Annotated in this window: 16 protein-coding genes; 9 read left to right on the top strand and 7 right to left on the bottom strand. The window is 69.2% G+C overall.

Annotation, left to right across the window (positions count from 1 at the left end; translation table 11 throughout):
• Window positions 1–87 precede the first annotated feature (87 nt).
• Together ACIBG5_RS14745 and ACIBG5_RS14740 are read left to right on the top strand one after the other, a co-directional pair.
• On the top strand, window positions 88–1023 hold the full coding sequence (locus ACIBG5_RS14745; protein ID WP_396392072.1) for a TetR/AcrR family transcriptional regulator C-terminal domain-containing protein: 936 nt from the start codon (window positions 88–90) through the stop codon (window positions 1021–1023).
• Window positions 1024–1058: 35 nt separating this feature from the next.
• Window positions 1059–1934, top strand: coding sequence for a hypothetical protein (locus ACIBG5_RS14740; protein WP_396392071.1), 876 nt, complete (start codon window positions 1059–1061; stop codon window positions 1932–1934).
• Here ACIBG5_RS14740 and ACIBG5_RS14735 read toward each other — a convergent pair.
• Entirely contained in the window at window positions 1917–2867 is a 951-nt protein-coding gene (locus ACIBG5_RS14735) for an NAD-dependent epimerase/dehydratase family protein (RefSeq protein ID WP_396392070.1), read from the bottom strand. The two genes, ACIBG5_RS14740 and ACIBG5_RS14735, sit on opposite strands and share 18 nt — an antisense overlap.
• Before the next feature lie 135 nt (window positions 2868–3002).
• On the opposite strand from ACIBG5_RS14735, the gene ACIBG5_RS14730 reads away from it, so the two are divergent.
• On the top strand, window positions 3003–3677 hold the full coding sequence (locus ACIBG5_RS14730; RefSeq protein ID WP_396392069.1) for an SDR family NAD(P)-dependent oxidoreductase: 675 nt from the start codon (window positions 3003–3005) through the stop codon (window positions 3675–3677).
• A 129-nt stretch (window positions 3678–3806) separates the two neighbouring features.
• Complete coding sequence (locus tag ACIBG5_RS14725) at window positions 3807–5252, top strand: LCP family protein (protein ID WP_396392068.1); 1446 nt, start codon at window positions 3807–3809, stop codon at window positions 5250–5252.
• 5 nt (window positions 5253–5257) lie between these two features.
• Here the strand turns inward: ACIBG5_RS14725 and ACIBG5_RS14720 are convergent, their stop codons facing one another.
• Complete coding sequence (locus ACIBG5_RS14720; RefSeq protein ID WP_396392067.1) at window positions 5258–5668, bottom strand: SgcJ/EcaC family oxidoreductase; 411 nt, start codon at window positions 5666–5668, stop codon at window positions 5258–5260.
• Window positions 5669–5795: 127 nt separating this feature from the next.
• Here ACIBG5_RS14720 and ACIBG5_RS14715 point away from each other — a divergent pair, with 127 nt between their 5' ends.
• Window positions 5796–6173: a YciI family protein gene (locus tag ACIBG5_RS14715; protein WP_396392066.1), complete on the top strand. Its 378-nt coding sequence runs from the start codon at window positions 5796–5798 to the stop codon at window positions 6171–6173.
• 136 nt (window positions 6174–6309) lie between these two features.
• The gene (locus ACIBG5_RS14710; protein WP_396392065.1) at window positions 6310–7566 is read left to right on the top strand and encodes an RNA polymerase sigma factor; all 1257 of its coding nucleotides are present in this window, start codon (window positions 6310–6312) and stop codon (window positions 7564–7566) included.
• 9 nt (window positions 7567–7575) lie between these two features.
• On the opposite strand, the gene ACIBG5_RS14705 is transcribed toward ACIBG5_RS14710, so the two are convergent.
• Window positions 7576–11214 (bottom strand): GH116 family glycosyl hydrolase, encoded by a 3639-nt coding sequence (locus ACIBG5_RS14705; protein ID WP_396392064.1) that lies wholly within the window; start codon window positions 11212–11214, stop codon window positions 7576–7578.
• 209 nt (window positions 11215–11423) lie between these two features.
• Between ACIBG5_RS14705 and ACIBG5_RS14700 the strand changes: the two genes are divergently transcribed.
• Window positions 11424–12197 (top strand): alpha/beta fold hydrolase, encoded by a 774-nt coding sequence (locus tag ACIBG5_RS14700; protein ID WP_396392063.1) that lies wholly within the window; start codon window positions 11424–11426, stop codon window positions 12195–12197.
• Entirely contained in the window at window positions 12194–12982 is a 789-nt protein-coding gene (locus ACIBG5_RS14695) for an alpha/beta fold hydrolase (protein WP_396392062.1), read from the top strand. The genes ACIBG5_RS14700 and ACIBG5_RS14695 overlap by 4 nt, the downstream gene beginning before the upstream one ends.
• A 42-nt stretch (window positions 12983–13024) precedes the next feature.
• On the opposite strand, the gene ACIBG5_RS14690 is transcribed toward ACIBG5_RS14695, so the two are convergent.
• The 4 genes from ACIBG5_RS14690 to ACIBG5_RS14675 all read right to left on the bottom strand — a co-directional run bounded on the left by ACIBG5_RS14690 (window position 13025) and on the right by ACIBG5_RS14675 (window position 16496).
• On the bottom strand, window positions 13025–13651 hold the full coding sequence (locus ACIBG5_RS14690) for a superoxide dismutase (protein ID WP_360457298.1): 627 nt from the start codon (window positions 13649–13651) through the stop codon (window positions 13025–13027).
• A gap of 380 nt (window positions 13652–14031) precedes the next feature.
• Window positions 14032–14841: an alpha/beta fold hydrolase gene (locus ACIBG5_RS14685; protein ID WP_396392061.1), complete on the bottom strand. Its 810-nt coding sequence runs from the start codon at window positions 14839–14841 to the stop codon at window positions 14032–14034.
• Window positions 14838–15845 (bottom strand): methyltransferase, encoded by a 1008-nt coding sequence (locus ACIBG5_RS14680; RefSeq protein WP_396392060.1) that lies wholly within the window; start codon window positions 15843–15845, stop codon window positions 14838–14840. The genes ACIBG5_RS14685 and ACIBG5_RS14680 overlap by 4 nt, the downstream gene beginning before the upstream one ends.
• A gap of 114 nt (window positions 15846–15959) precedes the next feature.
• Window positions 15960–16496: an LLM class flavin-dependent oxidoreductase gene (locus ACIBG5_RS14675; protein ID WP_396392059.1), complete on the bottom strand. Its 537-nt coding sequence runs from the start codon at window positions 16494–16496 to the stop codon at window positions 15960–15962.
• A gap of 87 nt (window positions 16497–16583) precedes the next feature.
• Here ACIBG5_RS14675 and ACIBG5_RS14670 point away from each other — a divergent pair, with 87 nt between their 5' ends.
• Window positions 16584–17120 (top strand): TetR/AcrR family transcriptional regulator, encoded by a 537-nt coding sequence (locus ACIBG5_RS14670; protein WP_396392058.1) that lies wholly within the window; start codon window positions 16584–16586, stop codon window positions 17118–17120.
• Window positions 17121–17128: the final 8 nt, after the last annotated feature.

Genomic DNA, 17128 nt, shown 5'->3' with positions numbered 1-17128 from the left:
ATAGCCTTACCTAACCTGACGTGTCAGCCTCAAGTCCACGCCTGACTAGTGCGCGTACGATGTACACGCTCTAGCTGAGGGGGTTTGATGGACGACGCGCCGTACCTGCGGATCGCGGCCGAGATCCGGCGCCGGATCGAGGCGGGCGAGCTGGTGCCGGAGGAGCGGGCGCCGTCGACCCGGGCCGTGGTCCGGGAGTTCGGTGTCGCGATGGCAACGGCGACGAAGGCGTTGCAGGTGCTCCAGCAGGAACGCCTCGTCCACGTGCGGCCTGGCGTCGGTACGGTCGTCGGCCCTCCTCGGGCCGTCCGTCGTCAGGATCGGGCCGCGCAGCCTGCTGTCGCCGATCGGCCGGTGCTGGATCTGAATCGCGACGAGGTCGTGCGCATGGGGATCGCGATCGCGGACGCCGAAGGGCTGGCGGCGCTGTCGATGCGGCGGATCGCGGCCGAGCTCGGGGTGTCGACGATGGCGCTCTATCGGTACGTCGGCGGCAAGGACGCGCTGGTGTTGCAGATGGTCGACACCGCGATGGCGGAGTTCCCCCTCCCGGCGGAGCCGCCGGCGAACTGGCGGGACGGGATCGCCGTTGCGGCGCGGCTGCAGTGGGCGGCGTACCGGCGGCATCTCTGGCTGGCGAGTGCGATCAGTCTCGGCCGGCCGCAGCTGGTGCCGAACCTTCTCCCGCACACCGATGCCGTCCTGCGGGCCGTGAGCGGATTCGGCGTGGACAAGAGCAATGCGCTGTACGCCGCGATCAGTGTGTTCGCGTTCGTCCGTGGTGTCGCGCTGGCGATGGAGACCGAGGCGTACGCCGAACAGGACACCGGGCTGACCGCGGACGAGTGGGCCGACCGGCAGGGCGATCAGCTGGCCGCACTGATCAGCGCGGGGAACCTGACCGCGTTCCGCGAGCTGCTCGCGGACGACTTCGAGTTCGACTACGACCTGGACCGCCTGTTCGAGTTCGGTCTCGACCTCGTCCTGGACGGTCTGGAAAAGACTCTCACCCGGCTACGCTGAGTGCTGACAGTGTTGAGGTCTGCGGGAGGTGGCCTGTGGAGCCTGTGTTCGCGCCTGACGTGCCCGAGGGCGTACGGCGTCTGCACGAGCACCGGCCCGAGCTGTTCGTCCCGGCCGACGCACCGCGCCCGAAGCGGCAGACGTCCTGGTCGGTTGCGCCCGGCAATACCTTCGGCACGCTGCTGGTGTGGATCGCGGTGTGCGTCGGCGGCTGGATCCTCGCGCTGATCTTCATGGCCGGCTTCCTGCCGACGGCGGTCGCGGCGTGGGGCGCGGTCGCGCTGGCCGGGGCCGCCGTACTCGCGACCGGTGGTGTCTTCGTGAAGTCGGCGGTGGAGGATCGCGGGCACAAGGCGGTCCGCCTGCAGCATGGGAAGTACCTGCTGCCGGAGGACTTCGACGAGGACGCGGGCCGGTTGATCGGGAGGGCGCAGCGTGCGGTCAGAACGGTGCTTGAGGCAACGGTTACGCGGCGTGGGTTGCTCGATGACGTGAAGAACGAACTGGTGTTGCCGGAGCAGCTGTGGGAGATCGCCCAGGTGTTGCGTGAGCAGACCGTGCTGCGCGCTCGGCAGCGTGAGGTTGCCCGGGGGATGGCGACGGCCGAGCTGGAGGCTGTGCTCGGGCCGCAGCGCCGGGCGCTCGCATTGTCGGTCGAGGCGATCAAGCGCAAGGTCGATCTGCTGGATCGGTACGCCGACCGCGTCCGCTCAGCCGACGCCGCACTCCGCGCCGAGGCCGCCCTGGAGGACGGCGACCGCTACATCGAACTCCTGGCCCGCACCGAACCAGCCGGCGACACCTCAGTGGTCCAAGGCTTCGCCGACGAGGCCACGGCTTTGAAGGACACGCTCACCCGTTCGATCAACGCGGCTCGGGACGCAGGCCGGACGCTAGCTCTGCCTGAGTAGTTGGGCTTCTTCTTCTGGGGTGATGCCGGCTTCGATGGGAGGTGTGCCCCGGTTGAGGTCCCAGCGGTAGAGGTCTTCGACTGTTCGGCGTAGGGGAGTGACGGGCAGGCCGGCGGCGCGGGACTTGGACTGGTCGCGTTGGCGAGACGGCCACTCGGCCTCGGGCTCCATCAGGGGAAAGCGCTCGGGTACGGCGTTCGCCGGGATCTGCACCAGGTCGACCGAGGTGCCGGCGACAGCGGCTGCGGTCTCGATCAGTTCGCCGATCGTGCTGTCCGGGCCGATCCCGTTGAACGCACCAGGCCGTTCGTCGACGATGAGTTGCACCACGAGCCGCCCGAGATCCCGGCTGTCGATCAGCTGCAGCGGCTGCTCCGGCCGTGTCGGTAACGCGACCCGGCCGCCCCGCGCACCCCGTCGTACCCAGTAGAGGACCGTGTCCGAATAGTCGCCGGGACCCGTGACCTTCCCCGGCCGGACGATCGTCGCGCGCTCGCCGTACCGCTCGAGCACGTCGTCCTCACAGGCGACCTTGCACGGGCCGTACGTGTCGTTCGTGAGTACGTCGGCCGCCCGCATGGGTGCCCGGCGCGGCGCGTCCTCGGTGGTCCCCGGCGGCAGATCGCGTACATAGACCGCATGGCTGGAGACGAACACGTACCGCCCGACACGGTCGCCCAGCACGTCCATCGCCTCGTCGACCTGCTTGCTCTGGAAGGCGCTGAGATCGACGACCGCATCCCACTCGCCGGTCCGCAGCGCCTCGTAGTCGCCGGAGTCCCGATCCCCGACCAGTTGGGTCACCTCCGGTGGCAGCTCGGTGGTCCCGCTCTTGCCTCGGCTGAAGGACGCCACCTCGGCGCGTTGCTGCAGCGCGTCCATGAGGATCGCGCGCCCGACAAACCCGTTCCCGCCCAGCATCAGAATCCGCACAACCGACGACCGTAGACCCTGCTGTCTCCCTCGCGCACCCGATTAAGCTCGGCGCATGAACGAGCGCAGCGAGTTCATCATCAAGCACAGCCCATTTCGCGCCTCATCGGCGCCCGGAGCGAAGCGAGGACGTCGATGAGCTGGACGGTGGTGGTTGCCGGGGGCACCGGTGCGCTCGGGGCCGCGGTGACGGCGGAGTTCCTGCAGTCCGGCTGGCGGGTCGTCGTACCGGGCCGGACCGAGGAATCACTGGCCCGGCTCGGGACGCATCCGGCGCTCAACCCGGTGCTCGCCGACCCGTTCGACCCGGCCGGTACGGCGGACGTCGTCGCGCTGGCCACCTCGGACGAGGCCGCGCCACTGACCGCGCTGGTGAACCTGGTCGGTGGCTTCGCGTCCGGACCGCGGGTGCACGAGACCCCGATCGACGACTTCGAGGAGCAACTCCGGCTCAACCTGCGACCGACGTACCTGATGACTCAGGCGGTGCTGCCGCACCTGCTCGCCGCCGGCGGGGGAGCGATCGTGTGTACGGCGAGCGGTGCGGCGCTGCGGCCGTTCTCCGGGGCGGCCGGGTACATCACCGCGAAGGCCGGCGTGCTCGCGTTCGCCGACGCCCTGCACGCGGAGTACGCGCGTGACAACATTCGGGTGAACACGATCATCCCCGCGACCATCGACACCCCTGCCAACCGCGCCGCGATGCCGAAGGCCGACCCGGGCAAGTGGAGCCCGCCGGCTCAGGTCGCCGTGGTCGTCCGGACGCTCGTCGAGACCGAAGGATTCGCGGGCGGTCATCTCCCCGTATGACAACCGTTCGACCCTGTAACACGTCTGATGAGGTGCAGGTGCGGGAGTTGACGCACACTGGACCTGGGGACGGCGGACAGGGGAGCCATGGGGACGAGTTCGCGCCCGGTAGGGACTCGGCCACGATCAGTGCCGAACCTCCTGGGCCTGACGCTACTGGGCGCCCTGTTGCCCGGGACCGGACTGATCGCCGGCGGGCGCCGCGTCATTGGCGCGTTCGTTCTCATCCTCACCCTCGGGCTGGTCGGACTCGGCGTGTACGTCGGCGTGACCCGGCGCGACGAGGTGCTCGCGGCAGCCGTCGTACCGAGCCGGCTGCTGGCAGGGTCGGTGGCGATCGCGGCGTTGGGGTTCGGTTGGATCGTGGTGATCGTGGCATCGCACCGGTCGTTGCGTCCGGCAACCGGCGGTGCCGGCGGGCGTGCGGTCGGCGCGCTGTTCGTCGGCGTGCTGTGCTTCGCGATCGCGGCTCCGGCGGCGCTCGGCGTACAGAGTGTGCTGGCGCAGCGGACCCTGGTACAGGACGTGTTCGCCGCGCAGGAGGAGAGCAAGAGCGCGACCCGGCCGACGATCGCCGATGTCGAGGACCCGTGGAAGGACAAGCCGCGGCTCAACCTGCTGCTGCTCGGTGGTGACGATGAGCCGGGCCGGCCGGGCGTCCGGACCGACACGGTGATCGTGGCAAGCATCGACACCAAGACCGGCAACACCGCGTTGATCTCGATGCCGCGGCAGCTGACCTTCATGCCGTTCCCGAAGGACTCGCCGCTGCACAGGTTCTACCCGGACGGCTTCGGCAAGGAAGGGCTGAGTCTCGAGGGTCGGCTGGAGTGGATGCTGACCGCGATGTACCAGAACATCCCGGACGCGCACCCCGGCATTCTCGGGCCGTCGGACAACGAGGGGGCCGACGTACTCAAGCAGTCCGTCGGCGAGGCGACCGGGCTGAAGCTCGACTACTACCTGCAGGTGAACCTGACCGGCTTCCCGGAGCTGGTCGACGCACTCGGTGGGATCACGGTCAACGTCAACGAGCGCGTCGCGATGGGCGGGATCAGCAGTGCGCACATCCCGCCGAAGAAATGGATCGAGCCGGGACCGCGCCAGCACCTCGACGGCCGGCGCGCGCTCTGGTTCGCGCGCGGACGGTACGGCGCGGACGACGACCAGCGGCAGGTCCGGCAGCGCTGCGCGATCAACGCCATGGTCGACGCGGCCGACCCGGCCACGCTGGCCACGAAGTACAAGGCCATCGCGACAGCCGGGCGGCACCTGCTCCGCACCGACATCCCGCAGGAGCTCCTGCCCGCGCTGGTCCAGCTCGCGCTCAGGGTGAAGTCGGGGACTGTCTCGAACGTGAACCTCGACGTGTCGAAGCTGCGGATGAAGTACCTGCACCCGGACTACGACGGGATGCGCGAGACGATCGAGAAGGCGCTCGAGGAGCCCGCCGACCCGCCCAGCACCCCGCCGACCACCCCCAAGCCCTCGGGCACGACCACGAACCCGCCAGGTCCGACGCAGAACCTCGCCGACGCCTGCGCGTACCAGCCCAACGGCGACCAGCCGAACTGATCCGCCTACTGGATCGGAGTGGTCTGGGCCAGGGCGAGCCGCCAGCCCGCGGCTGTCCGCAGCGCGACGTACGTCAGTGCGCCTGTTGCCGGGAGAGCGCCGGGTTCGGCGTCCGGCCGGTTGTCGTGCACCGTCTTGAGGCAGCTCACGAGTACGGCGTCCGTGGTCAAGGCTCGGACGTCGAGGATCTCCACACTGGTCCGGACGTCTTTGAGTGCGGAGTCAAGGGCCGCGCTCATCGCCTGAGCGAACGCCTCCCGCCCGAACAGCCGGCGCCCGGCGATGTTGACGATCACCATCTCGTCGGTGTGCAGGTCGGGCAGCACCACCGCGTCCGACTGCGCTTGATCGGCCCGCGCCACCAGATCACGGATCTCTCGCTCGTCCGTGCTCATCAGTTCCGTCGTCGAAGTCATGAACAACAGTGTGATACCTCAACCAATCTTGAGGTCAAGGAAGTCTGCTCTCGGCGTGTGTCGATCTGGTGGTGGGCCGCTCGACGTGAGAGTAAGTGATCGACCGAGACGACGAGGAGCGGCAGCGATGCGCTACATGATCATCAACAAGGCAGACGCCGAGACCGAGGCCGGGAAGTTTCCGCCGCCGGAGGTGGCCGAGGCGGTCGGCAAGGTGGTGGAGGACCTGTCCAAGGCGGGTGTCCTGCTGTTCGCGGAGGGTGTGCACCGCAGTTCGCTCGGTGCCCGGGTGAAGGTGGACGACGGCAAGCGCACGGTCACCGACGGCCCGTTCGCCGAGACCAAGGAGCTCATCGGCGGCGTCATCGTCGTGGAGGTCCGCAACCGCGACGAGGCGGTCGAGTGGGCCGCCCGCCTGGCCGAAGCCCTCGGCAGCGAGGTCGAGGTCCGCCGCGTGGTCGAAGAATCCGACTTCGGCCCCGACTCCGACATCCTCCAGACCTGATCCGCCAGGTTTCCGGAAACAAGTCGGCGCCCAGCGGCCAAAACATTCCGGAAACAAGCCCTGCCCGCTCCGGACACGACCGGGGCGGGCTGGGGGGTGGGTTGATGTTGGCCTGTCGGTGTTGTTCTATCGGCGGGTGACGGTTACGGAGGCGCGCGGGGCGGTTGACGCCGTATGGCGGATCGAGTCGGCGCGGATCATCGCGGGTGTTGCCCGGATCGTGCGGGACGTCGGGCTGGCCGAGGAGCTGGCCCAGGACGCGCTGGTGGCGGCGCTCGAGCAGTGGCCGGAGTCCGGCGTACCGAACAACCCGGGTGCCTGGCTGATGGCGATCGCCAAGCGTCGCGCGATCGACCTGATCCGGCGCAAGGAGACGTACCAGCGCAAGTTGGCCGAGATGGGCCACGAGCTGGAGATCGACGGCGACAGTGTCGAGGACGACGTGGAAGCGATTCTCGAGGACCACATCGAGGACGACCTGCTCCGGTTGGTGTTCACCGCCTGCCACCCGGTGCTGACCACGGACGCCCGGGTGACGCTGACGCTGAAGCTCCTCGGCGGGCTGAAGACCGACGAGATCGCGCGCGCGTTCCTGGCCCCGGAGGCGACGATCGCCCAGCGGATCGTCCGGGCCAAGCGCAACCTCGCCAAGGCGGGTGTCGAGTTCGAGGTGCCGGCCGGCGACGACCTGTTCGAGCGGCTGTCGAGCGTGCTCGAGGTCGTCTACCTGATCTACAACGAGGGGTACTCCGCGACCGCCGGCGACGACTGGATGCGGCCGGCGCTCTGCAACGAGGCGATGCGGCTCGGCCGGCTGCTGGTGGGGCTGATGCCCGACGAGCCCGAAGTTCTGGGACTGCTCGCCCTGATGGAGTTGCAGGCCTCCCGCGCCAACGCACGGATCGGTCCCGAGGGTGAGCCGGTCCTGCTCCTCGACCAGGACCGCCGCCGGTGGGATCGGCTGCTGATCCGCCGAGGCCTCGAAGGTCTCGACCGTGCCTGGGCCCTGGAGAAGCCGCCCGGCGCGTACCTTCTCCAGGCCGCCATCGCCGCCTGCCACGCCCGCGCCGCCGACCCGGAGGACACCGACTGGGCTCGCATCGCCGGCCTGTACGCCGTACTCGCGCAAGTCACTCCGTCGCCGGTGGTCGAGCTCAACCAGGCAGTGGCGATCTCGATGGCGTTCGGCCCCGAGCGCGGACTGGCGGCCGTCGACGCGCTCGCCGAGGAGCCGTCGCTGAAGGACTACCACCTGCTGCCGAGCGTTCGCGGCGACCTGCTGTTCAAGCTCGGCCGGTTCGGCGAGGCCCGCGCCGAATTCGAGAAGGCCGCCGCCCTGACCCGCAACGAACGCGAACGCACCCTCCTCCTCGAACGCGCCGCCGCCTGCTGACCGACAGTGTCACTCCGTGGTGAGGGTGATGGTGACGGGCTTGCCGGGGGTGACCATCGTCGGCCGGGTGAGCGTGACGACAGTGCGGGTGCCCGTGGTGGTGAGGGTGGCCGGGTGGGGCTTGCCGTCGAGCTTGACGGCTACGGAGGTGGCTGGGGTAGCGGTTTCGCAGGAGAGGGTGTTCAGTCGGAGGCGGCCGTGGCGGATGTCGAGGACGGCTGTCTGTGTTCCGGTGTCGCGCGTCTGGCTGTAGCGCCCCCAGCCCTCGGCGGCGGTGAAGGCACAGGCGAAGTCCTCAGGGGTCAGCCGCGGCGCGAACCCGAGATGACCGCGTGGACCGTGGTACTCGTACCCGCATGCGGCCAGATAGGTGCCGAAGCTCATCATCGCCCGCGCGTAGTGGTCGCTCGCCTCGATCTCGTTGTACGGGTTGCGTTTCTCGCCGTGGTACCGGTCGTAGACGGCCCGTGTCACCGCGAGCCCCTCGGCCGCCATCCCCTCGGCGAACAGGTGGGCCGCGAACTGGTGCTCCTGCCCGGTCCAGACCTCGTTGAAGTACGGGTGCCCGCCGCTCTCCGTGGACCCGCCGTTCGGCCAGGCCACCATCACCGTGCCGGCCTCACCGTCGGTGCTGTAGACGCGACCCGGACCGATCCCCGGCGGCCGGTACGCCGAAGGGCTCGGCTGGAAGTTGTTGCGGTAGACGCTGGTCAGTGCGGTCCGCGCCTTGTCGGCCTCGAACACCCGCGGCAGCCCGAGCTGAGCGGCGTACGTCTCCCCGTACAGCTGGTCGACGAACACACCTCTGTTCGTGCTCGGCACCGGATGCGCCGGGTCGACCTTGTGCACGTAGTACCCGTAGGTCTGGTTCCACAGCGGTCCGTTCAGGTACGCCGATCCGCGGTCGGCGATCGTGGTGTACTTCGAGGCTGCGGAGGTGTCGCCCACCTCGGTGGCCATCGCGGCCGCGGCGCGCAGGGCGGCGACGTACAGCCCGCTCAGCCAGGGGATCTCGCCGAACCACTCGGTGTCGAGGGTGTTCCACTGCCCGCCGCGGAAGATGCCGTCCTGGTCGGATCCGTCGCGGGCGGAGACGAGGTAGTCGATCGACACCCTGACCTTCGGCCAGACCCGCGTCAGGAAGGCGGCGTCCGGGCTCATCTGGTGTTCACGGTAGATGCGCAGGATCGTGCCGCAATGGCCGTCGGCGAACGATGAGGAGGCGTCCGGCGACTCGCCGCGATTCCCGATCTCACCGGTCGGCTTGTAGGCGATGCCGAGGTCGACCCGTTCGCGGGTGTCGCGTTCGAGGTCGGGGAACAGCCGGGCGATCGCCTGGGCGTAGTTCCAGACGTGCTCGCAGGTGCCCGAGCAGCAGTACGTTCCTTCCCAGGCGTAGAACCGCCCGTCCTGCCAGCGGTGGCAGGTGCCGGTGGCAAGCGTCGACGCGGTGGCCAGCGCGCGTTCGAGGAACCAGTGCGGCAGCGTCGAGTCGCCGTACCAGGTCCGGACCCATTCGCGCGTCCCGGATTCGAGCCGCTGGATGTGCGTGGCGACGTACTGCGCCACTTGGCGCGCGGAGCCGAAGCGGGTGCTGTAGTGCCGCATCAGCGTCGATCCACCGACCAGGCTGCTGAACAGCCGGCGTTCGGGCGTCGGGAAGAACCAGCCCTGGACGAACCGCACCGTGCGCGATTCACCGGGCCGCAGTGCGACCTTCACAGCGACCGTGCCGACCTGAGTGGCCGCACCATCGACCTCGGCCGGTCCGTCCGCGGCGTCGAACAACTCGTCCGGGGTCGACCACGCCGCGACTGATCGACGGACGACGGCCTGCTTCTCCAGCGTGGCCATCGTGAAGGAGCCTGCGTCGGTGCGATCGGCCACCGGCTGCCGGCGGATCGGGCGGTCGCTGAGGATGATCCGGTCGACGTTCACGTGACCCCAGCCGCCGCTGGATCGATCGACGATCTGAATCTGCGCCGACCGTCCGGCCCAGGGGCCGACCGCCCAGCAGATCGCGTCCAGCGGCTCGATGTCACTACCGTTGGCTGTGGCAACTACTTCGCCGTCGACAACAAGCAGATTGACCGCGGTGGTGCTCGGGTTGCTGCCGCCGCCGGTCCACACGGTGATGTACGCGCGGTCGATGATGAAGACCCGGCTGGTCAGCGATCCCTGCGGGCTGTCGTACGAGCCGCTCCGGAAGTCGTACGACGTGACGAAGCGGCTGCCGGAGACGTTCAACTCAGTACGGTTGCCGAACGGCCGGCGGAAGTTCTCCGGCGTCTCTGCCACCGTGACCGGACCCGCGCCGAACGCCGTACCGGTCACCGTCCAGCCGGAGTAGTCCGTCTGCTCCCAGTTCTCGAAGACGATGTCGGCGCGGTCGGTGAACGTGATGCTGCCGCAGTTGAGGTGCGCCCACGCGCCGGTCGCCGAGTCGACCAGTTGGATCTGCGCGGTCCGCCCTTCGTACGCGCCGACATCGAGCATCCGCCCGACCAACGGCTCGCTGTCGCTGCCGGTCGCGCTGGCCACGACCGCACCGTCGACCACGACGTTGACGCAGACCTTGCCAGGCTGATTGCCGCCGCCGAGTGCGACCGCGACGTACCGGCGGGTGATCTCGAACGGCGTGCTGGTCAGCGTGCCGGTGCGGTCGTCCGGCCCGCCGCTCAGCCGGAAGTTGTACGACGTGACGAAACGGCTGCCGGAGATGTTCAGGTCACCGAAGCGCTGCATCAGCGAGGGAGTGTCGGCCGGTCGCACCGGCCCGGTCCCGAACGCGTCACCGGTCGCGGTCCAGCCGTCGTACGTGTCGCTGTCCCACTCCTCGAAGAGGATGTCGTCGCTGTTTGAAGCCGATGGGTCCGCCGCCGACCACTCGATCCCGGACGCGTACGCCGTCGCGCGCTGAGTGGTCGGCTGGCTGCGCCTGCTGTCCAGGCAGACCGGGTTCTCGGAGTACCCGAGCAGCGTCGCGTCGACCGGCTCTGCGGAGGTGTTGTGGAGCGTGAAGGCCATGATCGTGGCCGGCAGCGTCGAGTCGGCCGTGGCCAGCGGGACGAACGGCGAGAACGCCTCGAGCGTCACCTCGACCGGACTGTCCGACGACTTGTAGGCCACCCGGCCGATCGGGTACTGCCCGGTGAACCGGACATCGCCGAAGCCCTTGGCGTCGACGGTCCGAGTCCTGCCGCCGGCGCGCAGTACGAAGCCCTGCCGGAACCGCGTCGCGCCGTCGGCGTCCGCGGACAGCGGTACGGCGTAGTGCGTGCCGGCGAAGTCCGCGCCGCCCAACGGGAAGGTCAGCGCGTTGGAGACGTCCCACGCCCACAGCCGTCCGTCGCCGGAGAGGTACACCTGGCCGGCGCAACCGCCGCCGACCGGCATACCGATCTTCGCCAGCGCAGCACCGGCGTACTCCGTCGGCGTACCGCGGTCCGTCAGTTCCGCGATCCGCTCCGGGGTGAGCGCGGGCATCCGCGTGATGGCCTGGGCAGGTTGAAGCATCCCGGGCGCCGCGAGCATGCCGACACCGGCCGCGCTGATGGACAGGAAGGTTCGTCGTCCCACCCCGGCCCGCGGGCACGATCCACCGCACGCCGGATTGGAGCATTCGCTGAGGTCGGGCGTGTGGTCCATGGGATCTCCAAGGGGGCGGCCGGGATCTCTTGGTAGGCCACCTTAGGCCGTTCAGCCCCGCTGGGAAATCCATTTCACGAGGGAGAAATGCCACGTTCGCGATCAGTGTTAAGAAGTGATGTAGATCACATGCGGTCGATCTGTGCTGCCGATGTTCGACGCAGTGGTGAGGCCAGCTGAGTGGCCCTCACCGATACAGGAGGAACGTCATGGAGAAGGTCACTTCGGCGGACGGCACCGCCATCGCATACGACCGGCTCGGCGAAGGACCCGCGGTGGTTCTCGTCTGCGGCGGCTCGGTGGACCGGATGTCGAACGCCCCGCTGGCAGCCCTGCTGGCGCAGAACCACACCGTCTACAACTACGACCGCCGCGGCCGCGGCGATTCCGGCGACGCACCGGAGTACGCGATCGAGCGGGAATTCGAGGACCTGGACGCGATCTTCGCGGCCGCGGGCGGCCCGGCGCACCTCTACGGGACGTCGTCCGGTGCCGCGCTCGCCCTGCTCGCGACTGCCGCCGGCCGGCCGGTGACCAAGCTTGCGCTGTGGGAGCCGCCGTACATCCTCGAAGGCACGCGGAAGCGGCCGCCCGCCGACACGGCGTCGATCTATCGCGCGTTCGTCGCCGAGGGTCGCCGGGACAAGGCAGCCGAGTACTTCATGGCCGAGGTGGTCGGGCTGCCGGCCGAGTTCGTCGCGATGGCGAAGGAGTCGCCGTGGTGGCCGGCTCAGGAGGCGATCGCGCACACGCTGGCGTACGACGCGACCGTGATGGGCGACTACTCGATCCCGGCCGCGGCGAGCTCGGTGACCGTGCCGACCCGGGTGTTCACCGGAGGAGCGTCGGAGGAATGGATGAAGCAGGGCAACCAAGCCGTGGTGGAAGCGATCCCGAGCGCCACCGCCTGTCTGGTCCCCGATCAGCAGCACAATGTGGACGCGGCCGCCCTGGCCCCCGCGCTGAAGGAGTTCTTCGCATGAGCAGCACAGTGGTCTCCAAGGACGGTACGACGATCGCCTACGACAAGCGTGGAGAAGGGCCTGCCCTGGTCCTGGTCGACGGTGCGCTGTGTGGGCGATCCCAAGGCCCGATGCCCGCGCTGGCCGACACGCTGGCGTCGAGCTTCACGGTCTACAACTACGACCGGCGTGGCCGCGGCGACTCCGGCAACGCGGACACCTACGAGGTGGAGCGCGAGATCGAGGACCTGGCTGCGGTGATCGAGGCGGCCGGTGGCTCGGCGTACGTCTATGGTTCGTCGTCCGGGGCGGCGCTTGCGCTGCGGGCCGCGGCGGCGGGGCTGGCGATCGAGAAGGTGGTCGCGTTCGAGCCGCCGTTCGTGGTCGACGACAGCCGCAAGCCGATCCCGGCGACCTGGGTGCAGGACCTCGAGGCCCGCGAGCCGGCCGACGCGGTCCGGTACTTCATGACCACAGTGATCGGTCTGCCCGGCCCTATGGTCACGATGATGAAGCTGATGCCGGCCTGGAAGCACCTGAAGGCGATGGCCCCCACGCTTCCGTACGACGCTCGCGTCGTCGGCGGCAATGTGGCTGGCCGGCCGCTGGACGCCTCGCAGTGGGCGGCGATCGGCGTACCGGCCCTGGCCGTCAACGGCGGCAAGAGCCCGGCCTGGATGAAGACCTCGGTGCGTGCGCTGGCCGACGCCGTACCTGGCGCCGAGCACCGCGAGGTCCCCGGTCAGAACCACCTGATCAAGGCGACCGCGATCGCCCCGGTACTGACCGGGTTCTTCACGCACTGAGATCCGGGGTCCGGCGAAACCTCGCCGGACCCCGGACCGCGATCAGGCGCCGGCGATGAGGTTGCCGGCTCCGGCGCGGGCCGCGTCGAAACGGGCCTGCGCGTCGCCCCAGTTCACCACGTTCCACCAGGCCTTCACGTAGTCCGGCTTCACGTTCTTGTACTGCAGGTAGAACGCGTGCTCCCACATGTCCAGCATCACGATCGGGATCTGCCCGGCCGGCAGGTTGCCCTGCTGGTCGTACAGCTGGTGGACGAGGAGCCGGCCGGCCAGCGCGTCCCAGCCCAGGATCGCCCAGCCGGAGCCCTGGATCGTGGTGGCGCTGGCGGTGAAGTGTCCCTGGAAGCCGTCGAACGAACCGAAGTACTCGTCGATCGCCGCGCCCAGCTCGCCGTCCGGCTTGTCGCCACCGTCCGGAGACAGGTTCTTCCAGAAGATCGAGTGGTTGACGTGCCCGCCGAGGTTGAAGGCGAGCGACTTCTCCAGCCCGACGATCGCGCCGAAGTCGCCCTTCTCGCGGGCCGCGGCCAGCTTGTCCAGGGTGTCGTTCAGGCCGTTCACGTAGGTCTGGTGGTGCTTGGAGTGGTGCAGCTCCATGATCTCGCCGGCGATGCTCGGCGCCAGTGCGCCGTAGTCGTAGGGGAGGTCGGGAAGCGTGTACGTGGTCAACTCTGCTCCTTCGTCGGGGCCCGCGGGGGCCGATATCTGCGATGTCCTCTGTCAGCGGCTCAGTGTCTCGTCAGGGAACGTTCGGCACCTCTAGCGGCGCCCCGGACGCCCGCTGGCGGCGTTGTCGTCGTCGCGCAATGCTCCGCATTGCTCTCCTCCTCCGCCTTGCCAGCGAACGACCGGACCACCGCTAGAGGCACCAACGTTCTCTGACGAGACACAAGCTTGAAACTTCAACCACGGTTGAGGTCAAGGCGCCACGCGGTGAACGGAACCCGCCAGGCACCTCCGACCGGTGCCCGATGCGACCGCGTTCACACCACCGCACGCACCGGACACCTCCAGCTTCACATACTCCTCCTGACGGCCTACGGCGAGTCTCACCTCACCTCGACGGCCAGCTCCGCGCGCAGTGCGGTGGCGAACGGCTCCGGCCGGTCGGCGAAGCCGGTGTGGTCGCCGGGGAACCGGGTCGGCGCGATGCCGAGCCGGCCGGCCAGCGCGGTCGAGGTCCGGTCGCAGAGCTGACCGGTCGACTCTGCGCCGATGCCGACCACGATCCGTACGCCGCTGTTCCGCAACCGGTCGACATCCGGCACCCAGGTCACCGTCTCGCGCAGTTCGTGGGCGAACCAGAACCGCTCGTCGGCAACCTGCTGCGGATCCCGCTCGCCGCCGAACATCGCCTCGATCATGCCGTCCGGCACCTGGATGTTCGCCAGCGCGAAGAACTGCTTCCAGGCGCCGATCACGTCCCCGCCCAGGTAGTCGGCCATCATCCGCTCGGACTTGGCCAGCAGCTCGTCACTGTCCTCGACCAGGCGGTCGAGCGGCGGCTCGTGGGCGATCACCGTGCTGACCAGCTCCGGGTAGGCCTGGGCCAGCGCCAGTACGCTCACCGCCCCGCCGCTCGACCCGAACACCGCAGCCGGCCCGTCGCCGACGTGCCGGATCAGCCGGGCCAGGTCGTCGGCCCGCTGCTCGGGCGTAGAGGTCCCACCAGGCCGGAGCGTGCTGCGACTCACCCCGCGCGGATCCAGCGTCAGAACCGTGTGGTCCGTGGCCAGTAGGTCGGCCAGCGGCGCGAACGAGTCCGCCCCCATCGGCGCCCCGGCCAGCACCACCAACGGCCCGGCCCCACGCACTTCGTAGTACAACTCGGCATCCTCAACCACCAATGTGTTGTTCATGCCCTCTCCACGAACGGCGATCCGCCGGATGGACACAGCCGCCACAGCGAGGTCACCTCGTTGTGCCGCGCCCTTCGGTGCCGCGGTACGACGTCCGACCGGCCGGCGACCCGCAGACCGGCGGACCGGAACCCGTCCAGCAGCTCGGCGCGCGACCTGAGGCCGAGGTGCTCGGCGAGGTCGGACAACACCAGCCAGACCTCGCCACCCGGGTTCAGGTGGTCGCGCACCTGTCCGATGAAGCCGTGGAGCATCCGCCCGTCCTCGTCGTAGACCGCGTGATCCAGTGGCGTGATCGGCCGGGCCGGGATCCAGGGCGGGTTGCACACCACCAGATCGGCCCGCCCTGGTGGGAACAGATCGGTCTCGACCACCGTGACACGACCCTGCACTCCGAGCCGCCGGAGGTTGTCCCGGGCGCACTCGACCGCCCGCACGCTGTTGTCGGTGGCAACGACCCTGGGAACACCCCGCCGGGCCAGCACCGCGGCCAGTACTCCGGTCCCGGTCCCGATATCGAAGGCGACCGCCGGGTGCGGCAACGGGCAGTCGCCGACCAGATCGACGTACTCCGATCGCGTCGGGGCGAAGACCCCGTAATGCGGATGGATCCGGGCGCCGAGGGCCGGTACCTGGACTCCCTCGAGGCGCAACTGGTGCGCACCGATGACACCGAGCAACTCCCGCAACGGCACGAGCCGCTCGCCGTCGGCCGGCCCGTACGCCTCCAGGCAGGCCTGCCGCACGTCCGGTGCCCGGCGGAGGCGGATCGTGTGGTCATGAGTTGCTATCAGCAACGAGTTGAGCACCCGCGCGCGCCGGGCCTGGCGCCGGCGCTGCTCCTGGAAGCTGCCTCCCGCGGCCGCCGGAACCCGGCGGCCGAGCGCGGCCAGCAGTTGTTTCGCGTTCTGGAAATCACCGTCCCAGACAAGAGTGGAACCGCGGTCGATCAGGCGCAGGGCCCGATCCGCGGAGAGTGTGTCGTTCACCGTGATGACGGTCATGAGTCGTCCCTGCCAGGAGTTCGAGTTGGGCAGCACGGCTCACCCGAGGGCCGGTACGGCGCCCGGGGAGCGGACGACTCAGCTAGCGGACAACCGCCGCATGTTTCGGCGAGGTCACCGCACCAGTCTAAGGAACTCCACGGTTCTGGCTTGTTCGGCCGGCGTACCGATCGGGGCCAGCATCAGATCGGTGATGCCGGTGTCGCGCAGCTGGTCGAGCTGCTTGGCGATCGCGTCCTCGTCTCCGGCGAGCAGTACGTCGGCCGGTCCGTTGACGCCCTCGCGGTCGAGCATGGCGCGGTACTCCGGGACCTGCCCGGCCAGCGCGTACTCGGTCGCGAACCGGGCGCGTACGGCGTCCTCCGCCTCCGTCACGCAGATCGCGAGGCCGGCGACGATCCGGGGTGTACGCCCGTTCGCCGCCTTGGTGATCGAAGGGACGACGTGGCCGGCGAGAGTACGAGGGCCGGTCATCCAGGTGATCGTGCCGTCGGCCAGTTCGCCCGCGACCCAGACCGCGAGAGTGGTGAGGGCGTCGAGGTTCGGTCCTTGCGAGATCCAGGCCGTGCCGCGCGTCGCCCGGATCTGCCGGGTGATCTCGGCGAGATCGCGTTGTCCCCGGACGTCCCCGAATGCCAGTCCGATCCGCATCCAGTAGCTCCTCAAGTAAGTGGGGCGCTCCCCCGGTTAAGGGTTGCTACGATATGGGGGCCCACCCCAGTTGGCAAGGGAGATGAGATGCGAGCCGATGCGCGGCGGAACTACGACCGACTGGTCGCGGTCGCCGCCGAGGTGGTCGCCGAGCAGGGCGCCGACGCCTCGCTGGAAGAGATCTCGCGCCGGGCCGGCATCGGATCAGCCACTCTGCACCGGCACTTCCGCGGCCGGGGCGCTCTGCTGGAAGCGGTGTTCCAGAACAGCATCGACACAGTCTGCGCGCAGGGCGAGGAACTCCGCGATCACCCGGAATCCCTGCAGGCGTTGACGATCTGGCTGCACGGCATGGTCGGCCACATCACCGGAACCCGCGGCCTGGGGCCGGCGCTGGTGATGAGCGCGGAGCGAGGTTCCGAGTGCCACGCACGCATCCTCGACGCCGGCGGCAGTCTCCTCGTCCGGGCTCAGAAGGACGGCGCGGTGCCCGGCGATGTGGCGATCGAGGACCTGCTGAAACTGGTCAACGGCATCTGCCTGGCGAGCGACCCGGACACCGATCAGGCGGACCGTCTCCTCGACCTCGCAATCCGGGGTGTAGCACCAGATCAGGGCGAATAGACTTCGTC

This window comes from Kribbella sp. NPDC050241 (genome assembly GCF_044459685.1).
GTDB lineage: Bacteria > Actinomycetota > Actinomycetes > Propionibacteriales > Kribbellaceae > Kribbella.
The sequence above is the reverse complement of the archived record's forward strand: the minus strand, read 5'-3'. Positions and strand labels throughout refer to the sequence as shown.

Coding starts and splice junctions, on each gene's coding strand:
- ACIBG5_RS14745 (WP_396392072.1), top strand. CDS start 88: ATGGACGACGCGCCGTACCTGCGGATCGCGGCCGAGATCCGGCGCCGG.
- ACIBG5_RS14730 (WP_396392069.1), top strand. CDS start 3,003: ATGAGCTGGACGGTGGTGGTTGCCGGGGGCACCGGTGCGCTCGGGGCC.
- ACIBG5_RS14680 (WP_396392060.1), bottom strand. CDS start 15,845: ATGACCGTCATCACGGTGAACGACACACTCTCCGCGGATCGGGCCCTG.
- ACIBG5_RS14695 (WP_396392062.1), top strand. CDS start 12,194: ATGAGCAGCACAGTGGTCTCCAAGGACGGTACGACGATCGCCTACGAC.
- ACIBG5_RS14700 (WP_396392063.1), top strand. CDS start 11,424: ATGGAGAAGGTCACTTCGGCGGACGGCACCGCCATCGCATACGACCGG.
- ACIBG5_RS14670 (WP_396392058.1), top strand. CDS start 16,584: ATGCGAGCCGATGCGCGGCGGAACTACGACCGACTGGTCGCGGTCGCC.
- ACIBG5_RS14675 (WP_396392059.1), bottom strand. CDS start 16,496: ATGCGGATCGGACTGGCATTCGGGGACGTCCGGGGACAACGCGATCTC.
- ACIBG5_RS14715 (WP_396392066.1), top strand. CDS start 5,796: ATGCGCTACATGATCATCAACAAGGCAGACGCCGAGACCGAGGCCGGG.
- ACIBG5_RS14705 (WP_396392064.1), bottom strand. CDS start 11,214: ATGGACCACACGCCCGACCTCAGCGAATGCTCCAATCCGGCGTGCGGT.
- ACIBG5_RS14685 (WP_396392061.1), bottom strand. CDS start 14,841: ATGAACAACACATTGGTGGTTGAGGATGCCGAGTTGTACTACGAAGTG.
- ACIBG5_RS14720 (WP_396392067.1), bottom strand. CDS start 5,668: ATGACTTCGACGACGGAACTGATGAGCACGGACGAGCGAGAGATCCGT.